The 16,445-nt window shown below is 58.8% G+C and carries 16 protein-coding genes; all 16 read left to right on the forward strand.

Going from position 1 to position 16,445, the window contains the following annotated elements; translation table 11 throughout:
* The first annotated feature begins 8 nt into the window (after nucleotides 1–8).
* The 16 genes from cobU to ATO10_RS12860 all read left to right on the forward strand — a co-directional run bounded on the left by cobU (nucleotide 9) and on the right by ATO10_RS12860 (nucleotide 16,435).
* Nucleotides 9–524, forward strand: a complete 516-nt coding sequence (gene cobU / locus ATO10_RS12785; protein WP_035252192.1) for a bifunctional adenosylcobinamide kinase/adenosylcobinamide-phosphate guanylyltransferase — start codon at nucleotides 9–11, stop codon at nucleotides 522–524.
* Nucleotides 517–1,542, forward strand: coding sequence for a nicotinate-nucleotide--dimethylbenzimidazole phosphoribosyltransferase (cobT, locus tag ATO10_RS12790; protein WP_035252194.1), 1,026 nt, complete (start codon nucleotides 517–519; stop codon nucleotides 1,540–1,542). Before cobU ends, cobT begins: the two co-directional genes overlap by 8 nt.
* A complete protein-coding gene (cobS, locus tag ATO10_RS12795; RefSeq protein ID WP_035252195.1) occupies nucleotides 1,539–2,300 on the forward strand; it encodes an adenosylcobinamide-GDP ribazoletransferase in 762 nt (253 codons plus the stop codon). Before cobT ends, cobS begins: the two co-directional genes overlap by 4 nt.
* A gap of 204 nt (nucleotides 2,301–2,504) precedes the next feature.
* A complete protein-coding gene (locus tag ATO10_RS12800; protein WP_155886766.1) occupies nucleotides 2,505–3,650 on the forward strand; it encodes an ROK family transcriptional regulator in 1,146 nt (381 codons plus the stop codon).
* Between the two features lie 4 nt (nucleotides 3,651–3,654).
* Nucleotides 3,655–4,581 carry a carbohydrate kinase family protein gene (locus ATO10_RS12805; RefSeq protein WP_035252196.1) on the forward strand — a complete coding sequence of 309 codons (927 nt, stop codon included), beginning with the start codon at nucleotides 3,655–3,657 and terminating at the stop codon, nucleotides 4,579–4,581.
* Between the two features lie 195 nt (nucleotides 4,582–4,776).
* The gene (locus tag ATO10_RS12810; protein ID WP_238323502.1) at nucleotides 4,777–6,084 is read left to right on the forward strand and encodes a PAS domain-containing sensor histidine kinase; all 1,308 of its coding nucleotides are present in this window, start codon (nucleotides 4,777–4,779) and stop codon (nucleotides 6,082–6,084) included.
* Complete coding sequence (locus ATO10_RS12815) at nucleotides 6,081–7,073, forward strand: NADH-quinone oxidoreductase subunit B family protein (protein WP_035252198.1); 993 nt, start codon at nucleotides 6,081–6,083, stop codon at nucleotides 7,071–7,073. The genes ATO10_RS12810 and ATO10_RS12815 overlap by 4 nt, the downstream gene beginning before the upstream one ends.
* Nucleotides 7,070–8,500, forward strand: coding sequence for a nickel-dependent hydrogenase large subunit (locus tag ATO10_RS12820; RefSeq protein ID WP_035252199.1), 1,431 nt, complete (start codon nucleotides 7,070–7,072; stop codon nucleotides 8,498–8,500). The genes ATO10_RS12815 and ATO10_RS12820 overlap by 4 nt, the downstream gene beginning before the upstream one ends.
* 5 nt (nucleotides 8,501–8,505) lie before the next feature.
* The gene (gene hypF / locus ATO10_RS12825; RefSeq protein ID WP_035252200.1) at nucleotides 8,506–10,725 is read left to right on the forward strand and encodes a carbamoyltransferase HypF; all 2,220 of its coding nucleotides are present in this window, start codon (nucleotides 8,506–8,508) and stop codon (nucleotides 10,723–10,725) included.
* Between the two features lie 223 nt (nucleotides 10,726–10,948).
* Nucleotides 10,949–12,037: a hydrogenase small subunit gene (locus ATO10_RS12830; protein ID WP_035252201.1), complete on the forward strand. Its 1,089-nt coding sequence runs from the start codon at nucleotides 10,949–10,951 to the stop codon at nucleotides 12,035–12,037.
* A 3-nt stretch (nucleotides 12,038–12,040) separates the two neighbouring features.
* Nucleotides 12,041–13,831: a nickel-dependent hydrogenase large subunit gene (locus tag ATO10_RS12835; RefSeq protein WP_035252202.1), complete on the forward strand. Its 1,791-nt coding sequence runs from the start codon at nucleotides 12,041–12,043 to the stop codon at nucleotides 13,829–13,831.
* A gap of 12 nt (nucleotides 13,832–13,843) precedes the next feature.
* Nucleotides 13,844–14,044 (forward strand): HupE/UreJ family protein, encoded by a 201-nt coding sequence (locus ATO10_RS12840; RefSeq protein ID WP_035252204.1) that lies wholly within the window; start codon nucleotides 13,844–13,846, stop codon nucleotides 14,042–14,044.
* Between the two features lie 10 nt (nucleotides 14,045–14,054).
* The gene (gene cybH, locus ATO10_RS12845; RefSeq protein WP_035252205.1) at nucleotides 14,055–14,828 is read left to right on the forward strand and encodes a Ni/Fe-hydrogenase, b-type cytochrome subunit; all 774 of its coding nucleotides are present in this window, start codon (nucleotides 14,055–14,057) and stop codon (nucleotides 14,826–14,828) included.
* Nucleotides 14,829–15,107: 279 nt separating this feature from the next.
* Complete coding sequence (locus ATO10_RS12850) at nucleotides 15,108–15,716, forward strand: HyaD/HybD family hydrogenase maturation endopeptidase (protein ID WP_035252208.1); 609 nt, start codon at nucleotides 15,108–15,110, stop codon at nucleotides 15,714–15,716.
* Nucleotides 15,716–16,036, forward strand: a complete 321-nt coding sequence (locus ATO10_RS12855) for a HypC/HybG/HupF family hydrogenase formation chaperone (RefSeq protein WP_035252210.1) — start codon at nucleotides 15,716–15,718, stop codon at nucleotides 16,034–16,036. Before ATO10_RS12850 ends, ATO10_RS12855 begins: the two co-directional genes overlap by 1 nt.
* A gap of 15 nt (nucleotides 16,037–16,051) precedes the next feature.
* Nucleotides 16,052–16,435, forward strand: coding sequence for a thioredoxin domain-containing protein (locus ATO10_RS12860; RefSeq protein WP_035252212.1), 384 nt, complete (start codon nucleotides 16,052–16,054; stop codon nucleotides 16,433–16,435).
* Nucleotides 16,436–16,445 lie beyond the last annotated feature (10 nt).

Genomic DNA, 16,445 nt, shown 5'->3' on the forward strand with positions numbered 1-16,445 from the left:
TGCGCCTCATGAGCAAGGTGATTTTATACACAGGGGGGGCGCGTTCCGGCAAAAGCACTCTGGCCGAGCGGCATACATTGTCGCTGGGATCGCCTGCCGTTTACGTTGCCACAGCCGAGGTGAGGGACGCCGAGATGGGCGCCCGTGTGGCCTTGCACCAAGCACGACGCGGCGCTGAATGGAACGATGTTCAGGAACCATTTAACCTGTTGCAAATATTGCAAGAAACAGATGGTCAAGGCCCGCGTCTGGTGGATTGCCTAACCCTGTGGCTGAGCAACATGATGCTCGCTGAAATGGACTGGGAGGCCCAGGTGAACGCCTTGGCGCTGGCCTTGCCAGAACTCATAGACCCGGTGGTGCTCGTGACCAATGAAGTGGGCGCAGGAATCGTCCCTGAAAACGCGCTGGCACGGCGCTACCGCGACGCCTCGGGGCTGATGAATCAGATGATCGCCGCCCAGGCCGACGAAGTTTACATGGCCGTCTGTGGCCTGCCGATGAAGGTAAAACCGAATGACTGAGACTTCTTTCACACTGACCGCGTTGCGCGATTTGACCACGATCAGCGCAAGCCTGCCCGCGGCAGACACCGCCGCCGGACAGGCCGCCCAAGACCGACAGAACCAGTTGACCAAACCGCCGGGAAGTCTGGGGCGGCTTGAGGAACTGGCTGCGTTCATGGCGACGTGGCAGGGGGTGGATTGCCCCAAGATTGACACCGCGCAGGCCGTCGTTTTTGCCGGCAATCATGGTATTTGCGCGCAGGGCGTGAACCCCTATCCGCAAGAGGTTACCGCCCAGATGGTGGCGAACTTTGAAGCCGGTGGCGCGGCGATCAACCAATTATGTGCCGTAAATGGCGCACAGCTGTCGGTCGTTGCGCTGGATCTGGACCGCCCCACTGCCGATTTCACCCAAGGTCCTGCCATGAGCGAGGCCGAAACGTTAGAGGCCATGGCGCGTGGCGCTCAGGCCGTGGATGGGTCTGCGGATATCTTGGTGCTGGGTGAGATGGGCATTGGAAACTCTACCATCGCGGCCGCGCTGGCGTGTGCAACATTTGGTGGGGGGGCTGCCAAATGGGTCGGTCCCGGCACCGGGTCGGATGCACAGGGTGTCGCACGTAAGGTTGATGCGATTGAACGCGGTCTGGCCAAGCACGATGCGCTGAAAGGAAATTTCCCCGCCTTTTTGGCGGCTTTGGGAGGACGCGAACAGGCTGCGATATGCGGAGCGGTTCTGGCCGCGCGGGCCAAACGCATTCCGGTAATTCTGGATGGGTTTATCTGTACCGCGGCGGTCGCCCCCCTGTTTGGTGCGGACCCTGCTCTTTTGGATCATTGCCTTGTCGGTCATGCCAGTGCTGAACCGGGTCATCGCTTATTGCTTGATGCTATGGGCAAAGAGCCGGTGCTGTCGTTTGATATGCGGTTGGGCGAAGGTTCTGGCGCGGCATTGGCGCTGGGCATTTTGCGTTCGGCTCTGGCGTGCCACAATGGCATGGCCACCTTTGCCGAGGCCGGAGTTTCCGACGCATGAACCTGACTGCCCGCTGGTCTGAATTGCGCATCGCTTTGATGCTGCTGACCCGGCTTCCGGCGGGGCGGATCAAGGGGCAGGTACCCTCTATGGCGCAAAGCGTATGGGCGTGGCCCATTGTCGGGGCCGTGGTCGGCGGGCTGGCTGCGCTGACCTATGGCGCGGCTTTCGCCGTTGGGTTTGGACCGGTTTTGGCGGCGATGTTGTCATTAACGGTGGGCCTGTTTGTCACGGGCGCGATGCATGAAGACGGCCTTGCTGATCTTGCTGACGGTTTTGGCGGCGGACAGAGCCGTCATCGCAAGCTAGAGATCATGCGTGACAGCCGGATCGGGACCTATGGGGTTGCCGCGCTGATACTATCCATTCTGTTGCGTGTTGCCGCCATCGAAAGCGTGGCCAACCCCATAGTTGTTCTGCCCGCAATGATCACCCTTGCTGTCATCAGCCGCACGATGATGGCGCTTTGGCTATATGCCTTGCCGCCTGCCCGCACGGATGGTTTGGGTCACGGCGCCGCGCGCCCCGCCCCGCTGGCGGTCGCTGCTGCACTTACACTGGCTGGGATGCTGTCTGTGCTGCTGCTGCCCTTCGGCACCGGCTTGGGCGTGGTTGTCGCAACGGTTTTGGGGAGCGGACTAGTTGCAATGACTGCCATGCGCCAGATCGGCGGCCAGACCGGGGATGTGATGGGGGGCGCCCAACAAATCGGCGAAATCAGCGGCTGGCTGGCGTTGGTGATTCTGATTGAGATCTAACGAATGTCCTTTGTATCAAAGGCATAGCCCTCAATAAGTAAATTAGATTTATTTAATATTGACATAGTTCCCCGAAAGGGAGAATGTGTGGGCCGCATCCGTTTTAGGTCAGTCAAATCGGTCATGGACAACGCTAAAAATCAAGATCCCCCGCGCGAGGCGGCGGCGCACGGTGACGCCGTGCGCGGCTCAAACCAGAGCGGAATGCGCGCCCATAACGAGCGTCTTGTTCTGACGCTTGTGCGTCAGATGGGGCCGCTGCCCAAGGCCGAGATTGCCCGGATGACAGGCCTGTCGGCCCAGACCGTATCGGTGATCATGCGCGCGCTTGAAGCGGATGGTCTGCTTGAAAAAGGCGCTCCGATCCGGGGTAAGGTTGGGCAACCCTCGGTGCCAATGGGGCTAGTGGCTCAGGGCGCTTATTTCTTGGGGCTGAAGATTGGAAGACGCAGTCTGGAAATGATCCTTGTGGATTTTCTGGGCCGTGTTCAGGGGCGCGCGCAGACTTCGCATCGTTTTCCCGAACCTGATGCCGTTGTGCGTTTTGCTGAAAAAGCCATGACACAGCTGCTGGGTAAACTGCCTGTGCAGCATCGCAAACGGCTGGCGGGGCTGGGCATTGCCATGCCCTATCGGCTGTGGGAATGGGCCGATGCACTAAAGGTTGACCCTGCTCAGATGGCCGCATGGCAAGACCGCGATGTCGCCGTAGAAATCGCGCAGAGACTGGAAGTTCCTGTCTATTTGCAAAATGATGCGTCGGCTGCCTGCGGTGCAGAGCTGGTCTTTGGTGATCAGGACAAACCACGTAATTTTCTCTATTTCTTCGTAGGCTTTTTTGTCGGCGGCGGACTGGTGTTGGACAACGCACTTTACACCGGGCGCACGGGCAATGCTGCGGCGCTAGGATCGGCTCCTGTTCCGTCAGGCGATGGTCAGATGCGACAGCTTGTCGATCTGGCCTCGCTGGCGACGCTGGAAAAGGCGCTGCTGAACGAGGGCGGAAACAGCGATCAAATCTGGGGGGATAGCCAAGAATGGACTGTTCCCGCGCATTTGCTGGAGCACTGGCTGGACGGGGCAGCACAGGGGCTGGCCCATGTGATTGCCGGTTCTGTTTGTTTGATCGAATTCGATTGCGTTGTGATTGACGGCTGGATGCCGGATCACCTGCGTGAGGCGCTTGTCGCGCGCACTGTTGCGCAACTTAAACGCAGCGCGTTACCCGGAATTGATGTTCCCGATATACGCGTAGGTACCATTGGCAGCGATGCGCGCGCTTTGGGTGCCGCAAGCTTGCCGTTGTCGAACCGGTTTCTGGTCGACCGAAATGCACTCTGGAAAGGTTAAGACGATGATCCTTTGCTGTGGCGAAGCGCTGATAGATATGATCCCCGCCCCCACGGACAGCGGTCGCGATGGGTTCGTGCCGCATTCCGGCGGGGCGATTTTCAACACAGCGATTGCGCTTGGCCGACTGCGCGTGCGGACCGGGATGCTGACGGGTCTGTCGCGTGACATGTTTGGGGCGCAACTGGCGGATGCGCTAGCTGCTAGCCACGTGGATACTTCCCATATTATCACCACGGATCGTCCAACGACCCTGGCTTTCGTGAAGCTAACAGATGGCCACGCGACCTATTCATTCTATGACGAAAACACCGCCGGGCGGATGCTGGCACCCGACGACATGCCTGCATTGCCCGACGATATTTCAACGCTTTATTTTGGGGGCATCAGTTTGGCATGCGAGCCGGGGGCAGATGCCTATGCCGCGCTCCTGGCCCGCGAGGGCAAAGACCGGGCTGTGATGATTGATCCCAACATTCGACCCAGTTTCATCAAGGATGAAGCGCGGTATCGCGCGCGGCTAGAGGCGATGATTGCCCGGTCCGACATCCTGAAAATCTCGGACGAAGATCTGAACTGGATTCTGCCAGCACCGGATTCGTTAGAGTCGAAAGTGCGCAAGATGCTCACCATGGGGCCGGCGTTGATTATCCTGACCAAAGGCGGTGAAGGGGCGACCGCCGTACTGGCGGATGGGGCCGAAGTTTCGGTGCCCGCGCAAAGGGTCGAGGTGGTCGATACAGTCGGCGCTGGCGATACTTTCAACGCGGGTGTTCTGGCAAAGCTTTCGCAGATTGGCGCGCTGACCAAATCCGGCCTTCGCCAGATTTCACCAGACATGGTTGCCGAGGCGTTGGAATTTGGTGCGCGCGTAGCGGCGGTGACGGTTTCGCGCGCCGGAGCCAACCCACCCTGGGCCGAAGAGCTGTAGTTAAGACTGCCAATACTCCGAAAAGCGGCATCATGTGCACCGTTGCTTGGCCGTGCCTAAGTGTCTGCGCCTGCCTGCATTCTTTCGTTGAGCACACATCGGACGACGCGTCGCACTCTATGGTTTTTACAAATAGAAGGCGATGACGTAGGCTTTTGCCAAGAACAGGTGCGCGCGATTGAAATAGGAGACAACGTGGCTCAGGAAGCGGCCAACTTCGGAGAAGAGGCGTGGGTTGATGTGCTTGAGGCCGTCGACAAGACTTATGCTGAGCTTGTGGATTACCAGGAGCAGCTGGAAGCCCGCAACACAGAGCTGATGCAGCTGCGCTCTTTTCTGTCGTCGGTCATGACCTCGATCAGTGATTTCCTGATCGTCACGGGAAAAGACTGCCGGATCACCGATGCCAGTGCGTCCTTTTGTGCCGCAGTTGGGGTTGCCAAAGAGGATTTGATCGGGCGCGATATCGGGGCCTTTCTGTCCGACAGTCATCGCGCAAATTTGCTGGATACGATCCATCTGACATTTAGCATGAAAACCGGTGCAACGCTTGAGGCCGATCTGATCACGCGAGACGGGCCTGACCCAGTTGAATTTAAAGTCGCACCACGACTGGACAAACGCCGCCGGGCCACGGGGGTGGTTCTGACCGGACGCACACTGGGTGAATTGCGGCGTGCATTTTCCGAATTGGAACACAGCCACGAAGAACTGAAACACGCGCAGGGCCAGCTGGTGCGCAACGAAAAGCTTGCGTCGCTGGGTCGTTTGTTGGCGGGTGTCGCGCATGAACTGAACAACCCCATCAGCTTTGTCTATGCCAACACTCATGTGTTGGAAAAGTATCTTGATCGGTTCGAAACCTATTTCGAACAGGTGCAGGCCGGGGCGTCGCGCACGGACCTGATTGAACTGCGCCAGGAACTGAAACTGGATCGCGATCTCAAGAACCTGCGCATCGCGATTGAGGGCGCGCGCGATGGCTCGGAGCGGGTGCGCAGCATCGTAGAAGATCTGCGTCGTCTGTCGGCGGATGGGTCGGGAGAGTTCAGCCAGTTTGACCTGTCAGAAACCGCGCGCATCGCCGCCAATTGGGTGAAGCGCGGTACCAAGTCCGCCTATGAAATTACCTATCGGGGCGAAGAGAATTGCATGGCCTATGGGCGGCCCGGTCATATCCAGCAGGTTGTAATGAACCTTGTTCAAAATGCCGTCGATGCATTGGCCGGTGTTGAAGATGCCGCAATTTGCCTTGATCTTTCGCAGGTTGGGGACCGTGCTGTTTTGACGGTTTGCGACAATGGGCCTGGCGTTCCCGAGGATATCAGCACAACCATTTTTGATCCTTTCTTCACGACTAAACAGGTCGGGGATGGAACCGGGCTGGGTTTGTCGATTTCGCACAAGATTGCAGAAGAGCACGGGGGCTCTCTGAGCTTGGTCGCGAAAGAAGGCAAAGGGGCCTGTTTCCGTTTGGAGCTGCCCACAGGAGAGCCGACATGAACATTCTATGGCTACAGTCTGCGGGCTGCGGGGGTTGCACGATGTCAACGCTCTGCGCAGAAAGCCCTAACGTGCTTGAACTGCTGGAAGGCGCGGGCATTTCCTTTCTGTGGCATCCTTCGCTAAGCCTTGAAACCGGGGCCGAGGTGCGCCGGTTGCTGCAACGGATCGAAAGCGGTGAGCAGGAATTGGATGTCCTTTGCATCGAAGGCTCGATTGTGCGCGGGCCCAATGGCACAGGCAAATACCACATGTTGGCAGGGACTGGCCGTTCGATGCTGGACTGGACGCAAAGCCTTGCCCCCAAAGCCCGCCACGTGGTGGCCGTCGGTACCTGCGCGACCTATGGGGGGGTGACCTCATCGGGGGAGAACCCGTCAGATGCCACCGGGGTCCAGTATGAAGGCTCTCACCGTGGCGCTGCTTTGGCTGCCGATTTTACCAGTAAGTCGGGCCTGCCTGTTGTCAATATCGCGGGCTGCCCAACCCACCCTGATTGGGTGACGGAAACCTTGCTGTTGCTGGCGGCGGATGAACTTAGCCTGGACTCTCTGGATGGCTTTGGGCGCCCACGGTTCTATGCGGATCATCTGGTTCATCACGCCTGCCCAAAGAACGAGTTCTACGAATACAAGGCCAGCGCGACCAAACTGTCAGAGATCGGCTGCATGATGGAACATCTTGGCTGCATCGGTACGCAGGCTGTCGGAGATTGCAATATCCGCACCTGGAATGGCGAAGGCAGCTGCACCCGTGCGGGGTATCCATGCATCAATTGCACCGCGCCGGAGTTCGAAGAACCGGGGCACCGTTTCACCGAAACCCCCAAGTTCGCGGGCATCCCTGTGGGGTTGCCGTCGGATATGCCCAAAGCATGGTTTATGGCGCTGGCCAGCCTGTCCAAAGCCGCAACGCCACGGCGGATCGGGGTTAATGCCACCTCGGACCGCGTGACTGTACCCCCAAGCCTGAAAGTCCCAAAATCATGAGCGATACCTCTTTGATCGTCGGTCCGTTCAACCGGGTTGAGGGGGATCTGGAAATCCGCCTTGATGTGGCGGATGGCCGGGTCACGGCCGCCTATGCCAACTCGCCGTTGTTTCGGGGGTTTGAACGTATTCTGCTGGGCAAGCCCCCGACCGAAGCATTGACCATCACACCGCGTATTTGCGGCATCTGCTCGATAAGCCAGTCCGTTGCAGCAGCGCGGGCCTTGGCGGATGCCGCGGGGGTGACACCTTCGGTCGAAGGGGAAAAGATCGCCGTTTTGATGCACGCGGTCGAAAACCTCGCCGATCACATTACCCATTTCCATCTGTTCTTCATGCCGGATTTCACCCGCCCCATCTATCAGGGGCGCGGCTGGTACAATAAAGCCGTGGAACGGTTTACTGCGATGCAAGGCTCGGGTTTGCGCGCGGCCACTGATGCGCGTGCGCGGTTGTTTCACATCGTTGGCCTGCTGGGGGGCAAGTGGCCACACACATTGGCCATTCAGCCAGGCGGTGCCACCAAAGCGCCCACCAGCCGTGATAAAATCCGTATTGCGACGGATCTGAAAACTTTTCGCAGGTATCTTGAAACACAGCTGTTTGGCGCGCCGCTGGAGGCATTCGTAAACCTGTCGACTGTCGCCGAACTGGACAGCTGGGCCACCGGTGACGTCGGCTTGTTTTTGCAAATCGCCAACGATCTTGGCCTGAACGAAGCTGGGCGCGGAGAGGGGCGCTATTTGTCGTTCGGAGCCTACCCAAGTGCTTCGGGGCCGATGTTCAAGCAGGGAACCTGGGCGAACGGGGCACGAGGCGACTTTGATCCGGCGTTGATCCGCGAAGACCTGAGCCATGCCTGGATGCTGGGCGATACGGCGCATCCAACCCGGGGCCAGACCCTGCCTGACGAGGACATGGGCGAAGACGGATATAGCTGGTGCAAGGCCCCTCGTTTGAATGATGAGGTTTTCGAAACCGGTGCTTTGGCCCGACAGATCGTTGATGGTCATCCGCTGGCCGTCGCCTTGGCCCAAGAGGCCAGCGTGCGGGCGCGTATCTTTGGCCGCGTACTCGAAGTTGCACGTACCCAGATCGCGCTGGAACGCCATGTTGCGCAAATCGATCCCAGCCAAAGTTTCATGGAGCCGGTTGTGATTCCCGACGATGGCGAAGGCAGCGGTTTGGTCGAGGCCGCCCGAGGCGCTTTGGGGCACTGGGTGCAGTTCAGGGGCGGAGAGATCACCTCGTACCAGATCATCGCGCCCACGACGTGGAACTTTAGCCCGCGTGATTCAAATGGCGTGCCCGGCCCTGTGGAGGCCGCGTTGGTCGGCGCGCCTGTGGGTGAAGGCGAAGATACGCCCATAAGCGTGCAGCATATCGTACGCAGCTTTGACCCGTGCATGGTTTGCACTGTGCACTAACTGGCATGGAACACGGGCAACGAATACGAGTCCGCGGACAGGTGCAGGGCGTGGGGTTCAGGCCTTTCGTCTGGCAGCTGGCGCAACGATTTGGGTTGCGTGGCCACGTTCTGAACGACCCAGAAGGCGTCTTGATCCTTGCGGTTGGCGAGGCACTGCCGGCCTTCCAAAAGGCGTTGCGCGCCGAAGCCCCGCCTTTGGCTCGGATTGACCAGATCGAAGCCGAAGCGGTGCAAATTGAACCGGGCGATGGGTTTGAAATTGTTGCTTCGCAAGGGGCTGGGGCCGAAACGCGGGTCACGCCTGATGCGGCCACATGCCCGGATTGCCTGTCGGACATTCGCGACCCATCTAATCGGCGATACGGCTATGCCTTTGCCAATTGCACCCATTGCGGCCCACGGTTCACCATTCTGCGCGCGCTGCCCTATGACCGTGCTCAAACCACCATGGCGCCGTTTGACATGTGCGATGCGTGTCGCGACGAATATGAAAATCCTGCCGACCGCCGATTTCATGCCCAACCCGTTGCCTGTGCCGACTGTGGTCCTCGGGTGTGGCTGGAACCTGATGGCGGTGATCCCATTGCCGGGGCCGCCGCGCGTCTGGCGCAGGGCGAGGTTCTGGCGATCAAAGGATTGGGCGGGTTTCATCTGGCCTGTGATGCGACGAATGCGCAAGCCGTTGATACATTGCGCAAGCGCAAACACCGCCCGGCCAAGCCATTTGCCCTGATGGCGCGGTTGGGTACCATCCGCCAGTACGCGCAGGTCTCTCCTGAAGAAGAGGCCTTGCTTCAGGACGCTGCCGCTCCGATTGTCCTGCTAGACAAGGGGGGCGCGGCGCTGCCTGAAACGGTTGCGCCGGGTCAGGCCAGCCTTGGATGGATGCTGCCGTACACGCCGGTGCATCACCTGTTGCTGGATGCTCTTGACCGCCCCTTGGTGATGACCAGCGGCAACCTGTCGGGTGAGCCGCAAGTCATAGGGAACGAAGAGGCGCGCCAGAAACTGTCTGGCTTTGCAGACGCCTATCTGATGCATGATCGTGATATTGCCCGCCGTTTGGATGATAGCGTTGAACGGATCACACCGCACGGTCCGATGATCCTTCGTCGCGCCCGTGGGCGGGTGCCGGGAACGCTGCCCTTACCTGAAGGGTTTGAAGACGCGCCTCAGGTCGTCGCCTATGGCGGGCAGATGAAATCGGCGATCTGCCTGATCAAAAACGGGCAGGCGCTGTTGGGCCATCATCTGGGTGAACTGGACGAGGCGCTCACCTATGACGCTTTTTTGCAGGCAGATGCCGACTATGCAGATCTGTTTGACCATAGCCCGCGGATGGTGGCCTGTGATCTGCACCCGGATTTCCGCGCCTCGCAACATGCGCGCAGCAAGGGATTGCCGGTGATCGAGGTGCAACATCACCATGCCCATCTGGCCGCCTGTTTGGCCGAAAACGGCTGGCCATTGGATGGCGGTCCGGTGGCTGGGATCATTCTGGATGGGATCGGTCTGGGCGATGATGGCACGGTTTGGGGCGGTGAGATTTTGTTGGGGGATTATCGCGGCTACACACGGCAGGCATGGCTGAAACCCGCGCCAATGATCGGCGGTGATCGCGCCTCGGCCGAGCCGTGGCGCAACGCTTTGGTGCGGCTCGATCAAGCGGGCCTTTCAGATCGGGCAGATGCGCTGTTTGGTGACAAGCCATTGCAGATCGCGCGTCAAGCCGCAGCCAAAGGCGTGAACGCGCCGCTGTCTTCCAGCGCGGGTCGGTTGTTCGATGCCGTGGCTGCGCTCTGCGGGCTTTGCCCGGATCGCCAGAGCTTCGAAGGCGAGGCCGCGATGCGGCTAGAGGCCTTGGGGCAGGGCACCCAACACGCAGGTTATGATTTCACCGTCGACGGGTCGTGCATTGACCCCGCGCCGATGATCCGTGCGATGTGCGCGGACCTTGATGCCGGGGCGAAGGTCGCGCAGGTTTCAGCCGCATTTCATACGGGCCTGGCCCGGGCCTTTGCCGCCCCCGCCAAGGCGCTGATCGAAAGCGGTGCGGCGCGGGCCGTGGCACTGTCGGGTGGGTGTTTTCAGAACGCACGCCTTCTGGCCGAAGTGGTGGACCAGCTGCCTGATGTGCCGGTTCTGCTGCACACCCACACCCCTGCCAACGATGGCGGGCTGGCTTTGGGACAAGCCGTGATCGCGGCGGCCCTGGCCCGGTAAGCGGCTGACCGGCAGGTTGAAAACCCGGTTATCGCCCTCTCAGCTGCAGATGCGGAAATCTGTGCGACAATCTTCATAAGTACCTGATTAAAATCACATTAATTAATTCCACCCGACGCTCGGCTTTCTTTTTTACTGCCCCGCCCCAACCCGTCATTTTGAAGCTGAGGGAATGTATGCATTTGCATTCCGACAGAATCAGACGCGCTAGGGAGGGCCAGCTTTGAGCCAGATAGAAACCTTTTACGACGTCATGCGGCGACAGGGGATTACCCGACGCAGCTTCATGAAGTACTGCTCGCTGACGGCAGCGGCGCTGGGCCTGTCGCCCAGTTTTGTGCCTAAGATTGCTCATGCAATGGAAACCAAGCCCCGTACGCCAGTGATCTGGGTGCACGGGCTGGAATGCACCTGCTGTTCCGAAAGCTTCATCCGCTCGGCCCACCCGCTTGCCAAGGATGTGGTGTTGTCGATGATCTCGTTGGATTACGACGACACGCTGATGGCCGCTGCTGGCCACGCCGCCGAAGCCGCCTTTGAGGAAACAATCCAGAAGTACAAAGGCAACTACATTCTGGCGGTCGAAGGCAACCCGCCGCTGAATGAAGACGGCATGTTCTGTATCTCGGGTGGTAAACCCTTTGTCGAGAAGCTGAAACACGCCGCCAAGGATGCTAAAGCTGTGATCAGCTGGGGCGCTTGTGCGTCTTATGGTTGTGTACAGGCCGCCAAGCCGAACCCGACGCAGGCAACACCGGTTCACAAGGTGATCACCGATAAGCCAATCATCAAAGTGCCCGGTTGCCCGCCGATCGCCGAGGTTATGACCGGCGTGATCACCTATATGCTGACCTTTGATCGCATGCCCGAGCTGGACCGTCAGGGTCGCCCAGCCATGTTCTATGGCCAGCGTATCCACGACAAATGCTATCGCCGCCCGCATTTTGATGCCGGTCAGTTTGTCGAAGCCTGGGACGATGAAAACGCCCGCAAAGGTTACTGCCTGTACAAAATGGGCTGTAAGGGTCCGACCACCTATAACGCGTGTTCAACCATGCGTTGGAACGACGGTGTCAGCTTTCCGATCCAATCGGGCCACGGCTGTATTGGCTGTTCCGAAGACGGATTCTGGGATCAGGGCAGCTTCTATGATCGCGTGACCGATCTGACCCAGTTTGGTGTTGAAGCCAACGCCGACAAGATTGGCCTGACCGCCGCAGGTGCCGTCGGTGCAGGTGTTGCAGCCCACGCGGCAATCACCGCGCTGAAGGCAGCGCAGAAGAAAACTCAATCCACGAAAGAGGAGGCCTGATAGATGGTAACGACTCCGAACGGTTTCGACCTCGACAATACCGGCCGCCGCATCGTGGTGGACCCGGTCACCCGGATCGAAGGCCACATGCGTTGCGAAGTAAACGTGGACGATGAAGGTGTGATCCGTAACGCCGTTTCCACGGGCACAATGTGGCGTGGTCTGGAGGTGATCCTGAAAGGCCGTGATCCCCGCGATGCTTGGGCTTTCACCGAACGCATCTGCGGTGTTTGCACCGGCACCCACGCTCTGACCTCGGTTCGTGCGGTGGAAGATGCGCTTGGGATCACCATCCCCGACAACGCCAACTCCATCCGCAACATGATGCAGCTGAACCTGGAAATCCACGACCACGTCGTGCACTTCTATCACCTGCATGCACTGGATTGGGTGAACCCGATCAACGCGCTGCGCGCTGATCCCAAGGCGACGTCAGAACTGCAACAAGCGGTATCGCCGGCACACCCGCTGTCTTCGCCCGGCTATTTCCGGGACGTGCAGAACCGCCTGAAGAAGTTCGTCGAAAGTGGCCAGCTGGGCCTGTTCAAGAACGGCTATTGGGACAACCCGGCCTATAAACTGCCTCCCGAGGCAGACCTGATGGCCACCACCCACTATTTGGAAGCGTTGGACCTGCAAAAAGAGATCGTGAAAGTTCACACGATCTTTGGCGGTAAGAACCCGCACCCCAACTGGCTGGTGGGCGGCGTTCCGTGCCCGATCAACATGCACTCCACCGGTGCCGTCGGTGCCATCAACATGGAGCGTCTGAACCTTGTCAGCTCGATCATCGACAAGTGTGACGAGTTCAACCGGAATGTGTATATCCCGGACGTCAAAGCCATCGGTGGGTTCTACCGCAACTGGCTCTATGGGGGCGGTCTGTCTTCGAAAGCCTGCCTGGCCTATGGGGACATTCCCGAGAACCCGAATGACTTCTCGCCCGAGCAGCTGTATCTGCCGCGTGGCGCGATCATTAACGGAAACCTGAACGAAGTTCATGACGTTGATCCGCGCGACCCAGAACAGGTGCAAGAGTTCGTCGATCACTCGTGGTATTCTTACGGTGAATCCGGCAAAGGCCTGCACCCTTGGGATGGTGTGACCGAACCCAACTATGAGCTGGGTCCGAATGCCAAAGGCACCAAGACCAACATCAAACAGTTGGATGAAGAGGGCAAATATTCGTGGATCAAAGCGCCGCGCTGGCGCGGCAATGCCATGGAAGTTGGCCCGCTGGCCCGCTACATCGTGGGCTATGCCAAGGGTCACGAGGACATCAAAGATCAGGTCGACGGCTTCCTGCGCGACATGGATCTGCCGGTGGATGCGCTGTTCTCGACCTTGGGTCGCACTGCGGCGCGGGCGCTGGAATCTGAATATTGTGGACGCTTGCAGAAGTACTTCTTCAACAAGCTGATGACCAATATCAAAAACGGCGACGAAAGCACCGCGAACATCGAAAAGTGGGATCCCAGCACCTGGCCCAAAGAGGCCAAAGGCGTTGGCATGACCGAGGCCCCGCGTGGGGCGTTGGGCCACTGGATCAAGATCAAGGATGGCCGGATTGAGAACTACCAATGTGTGGTTCCCACCACCTGGAACGGCTCTCCGCGTGATACGCAGGGCAACATTGGCGCGTTTGAGGCAAGCTTGATGAACACTCCGATGGAGCGTCCTGATGAGCCGGTCGAGATTTTGCGTACCCTGCACAGTTTCGACCCTTGTCTGGCGTGTTCGACCCACGTGATGTCGCCCGATGGCGAAGAACTGACCGAAGTCAAAGTGCGTTAAGGAGGAAACGACATGAAGAAACTACTTATCGCTTATTTTGCTACTGCCACTGCGGCTCTGGCCCATCCGGGCCATGACGCGGCCGTTGTTGAAGGTCAGGCCCATTGGCTGACGCAACCCGACCACATTGTTGTGGTCGGTCTGTCAGCGGCGTTGGTATCGCTGGCGGGGATTCGTTGGTCGGTGCGCCGGATGCGCGCCCTGCGCGAGTAAGGAGGGTGCCATGAGCGACCAAGTCACTTCTGCCCCCTCTGCCGATCCCTCGGATGCGCCTCAGGTCCTGACCGGTGACGCAACCGCCGAAGATCTCGGGTCTCTGCGTCGTCGCACCTCGGTCTACGTATACGAAGCCCCTGTGCGGCTTTGGCACTGGATTAACGCGGCTGCTATTCTGGTCCTGTGTATCACAGGGTGGTTCATCGGCTCTCCGCCGCCATCCATGCAGATCGCCGAGGCAACACATCAGTTTGTGTTCGGCTACATCCGATTTGCCCACTTCGCGGCGGGAATGATCCTGACCGTTGGGTTCTTCGGGCGCATGTACTGGGCTTTGGTGGGCAATCATCACTCGAAGCAGCTGTTCATGTTGCCCCTGTGGGACAAACACTGGTGGAGCGAGGTGTTCTTTGAACTGCGCTGGTATCTGTTCATGGAGTCCGAGCCCAAGAAATACGTGGGCCATAACCCCTTGGCGCAGGCGGCGATGTTCATTGCCATGACGCTGGGCCTGCCGTTCATGATCCTGACTGGCTTTGCGCTCTACTCGGAAGGCGCGGGACAGGGCAGTTTCTATGACACGATGTTTGGCTGGGTGCTGACCTGGGTGGGCAACAGTCAGGCGGTACACTCCCTGCATCATATCGGGATGTGGGTGATCGTGCTGTTCATGATCGTGCACATCTATCTGGCGATCCGCGAGGACATCATGAGCCGTCAGTCGATGGTATCGACGATGATTTCCGGGCACCGGAGCTTCAAAGACGACCGGCCCGATTAAGCGACAGTCAGTACGAATCGAAAGGGCGGAGCTGGGCTCCGCCCTTTTTTATTGGAAGAAAAGATTACGATTGTTCGAAAAACCGGATACTAATTAACCGTGCGACAAGTTGTTCATAGGGCTGAAATTCGTTAATTATTGTTAAAATACTGGGACTTGCACGGTATACAGCGGAATGCGGTTAAAGTGGTTTTGTGGCCGCCTCCTGCAGATTAGCTTCCAAAGATAGAAAAAATGGAAAGTAAGCAGCCAGCTTTTTAGGTTTGGGAGGGCCGGAAAATGCCAGCGCAAGTGCTCATATTAGGAATTGGGAACGTCCTGTGGGCGGATGAAGGTTTCGGCGTTCGTTGCGTCGAGACAATGGCCTCCAAATATGCCTTCGACGACAACGTACGCCTTTTGGATGGCGGCACGCAGGGTCTCTATCTGCTGCCGTTTCTGGAAGAAGCCGATACGCTGATCGTCTTTGATGCAGTGGACTACGGGCTAGAACCCGGCACCATGAAAATCGTCGAAAACGAAGACGTGCCCCAGTTCATGGGCGCGAAGAAAATGAGCCTGCATCAGACGGGCTTTCAGGACGTCATCGCCACCGCACAGTTGATGGGCTATTGCCCCGAAACCCTCCTGTTGATCGGCTGCCAACCTGTCGAGTTGGAAGATTACGGCGGGGGGCTGCGGGATACCGTGGCTGCGCAGATTGATCCCGCGATCCAGATTGCGATGGATCATCTTAAGCGCTGGGGCATCGAAGCGCGTCCCGGCCAAAGCGACCAGAGCCTGCTGGCTGATGCCTCGATCCTGCGGGATGCCTACGAAGAGGGGCGCCCTGACGCCGATGCGGCCTGCCGCACCGGGGATGATCGTTTCTTTCCGGTGGCTGACTGATGTGTGTTGGGGTTCCTATGCAGATCTTGTCGGTGGATGGGATCGCGGCGCAGGCGACCGATGGGCGCGAAGAAGCGCAGATTGATCTTTCGCTTACCGGCCCGGTGCCGGTCGGCGATTGGGTCTTGACCTTTCTGGGAGCCGCGCGCGAGGTGATCACCGCGGACGAGGCGCAGAAGATTTCAGCCGCACTGGATGGGCTTCGCTCACTTATGGCGGGCGGTGATCTGGGCGACGCATTCGCAGACTTAGAGGGGCGCGGCCCCAGCTTGCCGCCGCATCTTCAGGCGGCGCAGGCCAAAGGCAAATCGGTGGCATGACAGGAGGAAACGCGCATGACCCATCCGTTGATTGACAGGCTGAGCTCAGAGATGGGCTGGCAGGACCTGAATGATCGAGACGCGCTGGACGCGTTTATCCAACAACCCGGCGCCCATGCGCTTTTCGTGCCAGGCGACCCCAAGCGCAATCTGGAAACAGCGGATGTGGCGGTGATCCTGCCCGAGCTGAAGATGGCCTTTCAGGGCCAGTTCGATTGTGCCGTCGTTGGCGATGATATCGAGACAGAGCTGCGTCAGGAAACCAAGGTTCTGAAAACGCCCAGCCTGATTTTTTACCGTGACGGTCAGATGATCGGCAACATCCCCAAGGTACGGGATTGGGATGAATACATGGTGCGGATCGCTCAGATTCTCGCCCAGCCGGTCGCGGCAGAATAGGGAGAATAAA

The sequence above is a fragment of the Actibacterium atlanticum genome (genome assembly GCF_000671395.1).
Lineage (GTDB): Bacteria > Pseudomonadota > Alphaproteobacteria > Rhodobacterales > Rhodobacteraceae > Actibacterium_D > Actibacterium_D atlanticum.